The organism is Paracraurococcus ruber, from assembly GCF_004353985.1.
Taxonomy (GTDB): Bacteria; Pseudomonadota; Alphaproteobacteria; order Acetobacterales; family Acetobacteraceae; genus Paracraurococcus; species Paracraurococcus ruber.
The window spans coordinates 1-3,378 of the sequence record NZ_SMOA01000421.1 but is presented as its reverse complement, the minus strand read 5'-3'; the positions used below and the strand labels follow the sequence as shown (position 1 = coordinate 3,378).

Genomic DNA, 3,378 nt, shown 5'->3' with positions numbered 1-3,378 from the left:
GCATCCATGCCGGCCGCCTGGCGCCGGGCCTTCGCGGATGCGCCGGTGCGGTTGCCGCCGGCGACCGCGCCTGTCCGCAGCGCAATGGCCCGGCACCGCCAGGGCGGCGGCCGGCATCGCGCTTGACGCCGCCCGGCGGCGCACCGCAGCCTTCCCGCGCGCGGCCGGCGCCAGACCGGCCCGCGGGAGGTGTCCATGCATCGGAAGCTCGCGGCGGGCCTGCTTGCCGCCCTGATCGCGGCCGCGCCGGCCGCGGCGCAGCGCCTGCTGACCATCGGCGCGCAGACGCCGCCCAGCGCGCTCGACCCGCACTACCACAACACCCAGAACAACAACCAGATCGCCCGCATGGTGTTCGAGCCGCTGATCGAGCTCGACACCCGCGCCGAATTCCAGCCGCGCCTGGCGCGCAGCCTGCGCATGCTGGACGACCTGACCTGGGAGGTGAAGCTCAACACCGACGCCCGCTTCCATGACGGCACGCCCTTCGCGGCGGAGGACATCGCCTTCACCTTCGCCCGCGTCCCCACCGTACCGAACAGCCCGGCGCTGTTCACGCCCGCGGTGCGCAGCATCGCGGCGGTGGAGGTGGTGGACCGGGAGACGGTGCTGCTCCGCACGCGGGAGCCGAACCCGCTCATGCGGTTCGACATGGCCGGGCCGGTCATCCTCTCCCAGCGGATCCATGGGCCGAACCCGCAGACCGCCGAGTTCAACAGCGGGAAGCTCATGGTCGGCACCGGCCCCTACCGCTTCGTCGACTGGCGGATGGGGGAGCGGCTGGAGCTGGCGCGGAACGAGGCGTGGTACGGCCCGGCCGAGCCCTGGGACCGCGTGGTCTACCGCTTCATCCCGCAGCCCGGGGCCCGCACCGCGGCGCTGCTGGCCGGCGAGGTGGACCTGATCGACTACGTCCCGATCCAGGACATCCCGCGGCTGGAGCAGGATCGCCGCTTCGCGCTGTTCCGCATCGACAGCATCACCTTCGTCTACCTGGCGCCGGATGCGATGCGGGAGACCTCGCCCTTCGTCACCGACCGCCAGGGCAGGCCGCTGCCGGCCAACCCGCTGGCCGACCGGCGGGTGCGGGAGGCGATCTCGCTCGCCATCCCGCGGCAGCAGATCGCGGAACGGCTGTATAGCGGCATGGCGTCGCCGGCCGACCAGTTCGCCGCGCCGGCCGCGGAGCACCGGCTGGAAGGCCTGGGGCCCCTCCCCTTCGACCCGGCGCGGGCGCGGGCGCTGCTGGCCGAGGCCGGCTACCCCCAGGGCTTCCGCCTAACCATCCATGGGCCGAACGGCTTCTTCCCGTCGGACGACAACCTGCTGCAGGCGCTGGCCCAGGCGCTGGCGCGCGTCGGGATCGAGACGCAGGTGCAGGCGCTGCCGCCGGCCAACCTGTTCACCCGGGCGACCAACCGCGACTTCTCGATATTCATGACCTATTTCAGCAGCTACCTGACGCTCAACCCGCTGCGCCAGGTGGCGATGACCCGCAACCCGGAGCTGGGGCATGGCCCCTTCAACCGGCAGCGCTATTCCAACCCGGCGGTGGACGGGCCGCTCGCCCAGGCGCTGACCAGCATGGACGAGGCGCGGCGGCGTGCCCTGACGCAGGAGGCGGCGCGGGCGCTGCTGGACGACAAGGGCCTGATTCCGGTGATCAACCTGAAGAATGCCTGGGCCGGCCGGCGCGACCGGGTGGTCTACGAGCCGAGCCCGCCGAACCTGACCGAGCCTCGGCTGGCCCGCCCGGCGCCCGGCGGCTGAGCCCGATTCGCCGGATCCCCTGAACCCCGTGGCCTGCGCCGCCCGCCGGCGGCGATGCCGCCGCGCGACCGGGCATGCGGCCGGGCGCGGCGCCGGCATGTCGCGGCAGGCCGGCGCCCTTCCCCTCGGGCTCGCCCCGGCCGAGGGGTGACCGGGTCCGCTGCCGGGCCTCCGGGGGCGCATCCGGCGCCGCGCCAGCCCCCGCCGCACCGGTCCGACTGGGCGCCGATCGGCCAAATTTTTGGCTGCCCGGCGAAGCTGTGTGGCGATTTCCCACGAAGACGTGATGACGCGGGACGTATCCAGGATTCTGGATGCGATGCGCCCTGGCGCCGGCGGCTCGCCGCGGGTGCCGGCCTGTCAGGATGCCAGCCGCGGGTCCGGCCCATGCGGACCGCCCCGCCCCCTGCCCACGCCCCCGATACGCACCAACCGCCCCCGGCCCTGGGCGAGCGCAACCCATGCGACACAAGGGGTTGCCTGAAATTGCTCTCCGCGATCGGGGCCGGGCCGAGGCGACCTTGCCGTCCCGGGATTCAGCCAGGTGCCGCGTCGCCATGCCCTTGGCCAGGGCGGCGCCGCGCGAGGCCCGCCGGGCGGAAACCCGCCGCGAAGGCCGGAAACTGCCCCTCTGCCTGATGAATACGCCAAGCGACGTGGGCATATTTCGCAGTTTTGCAAATCAAAAATAAGCCATTGATGATCACAATTCAGTGTGGCGGGACGGTTAGGATTTCGTTAATGAATCCCTCCGGCGTCACGATTTCATCGAGTTGTCGCAGGAATGAGATCGCGCGCTGAGCGACCTATCGCAACCAGGCATTGGAGCATCCCACCATGCAGTTCGCCCGCCTGATCGGCGCCGGGCTCATCGCCGGCGCCACCCTCTTCGGCACGCAGACCGCCCAGGCCGCCGGCCTGATCCTGACCGCCTTCGACCGCACCGGCACGGTGACCACCAATGTCATCCCGGGCGGTCCCCGGACGGTGCAGCTCAACCAGGGCACCCCGGTGACCCTCGGCACGGCGCCGGACACCGCCACGATCCGCGTCTTCACCTTCCCGTCCTCGCCGTCCGGCTCGCTCTCGATCAACGAGGGCTACCTGTTCATCACCAGCGACGGCACGAAGAACGGCACGATCTACGGCATCGCCAATTTCTTCAACGCGTCGCTCGCCACGCCCGCCGGCGTCTTCAGCGGCCCCGGCGTCGCCTACAATTCCGGCCGGAACATCGACACGCTGTTCCGCAACGTCGGCGCCCTCGCCGGCATCCTCGACCTGCCGACCACGCGCTTCGCGCAGGAGGTGAAGGTCCCGGCGCCGCCGACCGTCAGCACCCCGATCAACCCCAACCTGTTCGGCGCCCTGTACCTGCCGGGCACGGGCGATGCCGGCGGCTCGACCAGCGCGGCCTTCCCGCCGGGCGGCGCGGCCTTCGGCTACATCTTCGCCACCAACGGCACCATCATCCCGGAACCGGCGACCGCAGCCCTGCTGGGCGCCGGCCTGCTGGGCATGCTGGGCATCGCCCGCCGCCGCCGCGCGGCCTGAGGCGGGCGAGGGCTCGCGGCGCCGCCGGCGGCGCGAGCCATCGCCCGGGGCGGG

At 72.4% G+C, this 3,378-nt stretch carries 2 protein-coding genes; both read left to right on the top strand.

Annotated features, from left to right (window positions below):
- Positions 1-195: 195 nt before the first annotated feature.
- Positions 196-1,770, top strand: coding sequence for an ABC transporter substrate-binding protein (locus tag E2C05_RS30095; RefSeq protein WP_133223298.1), 1,575 nt, complete (start codon positions 196-198; stop codon positions 1,768-1,770).
- A gap of 837 nt (positions 1,771-2,607) precedes the next feature.
- Positions 2,608-3,324 carry a PEP-CTERM sorting domain-containing protein gene (locus E2C05_RS30090; RefSeq protein ID WP_133223297.1) on the top strand — a complete coding sequence of 239 codons (717 nt, stop codon included), beginning with the start codon at positions 2,608-2,610 and terminating at the stop codon, positions 3,322-3,324.
- Positions 3,325-3,378: the final 54 nt, after the last annotated feature.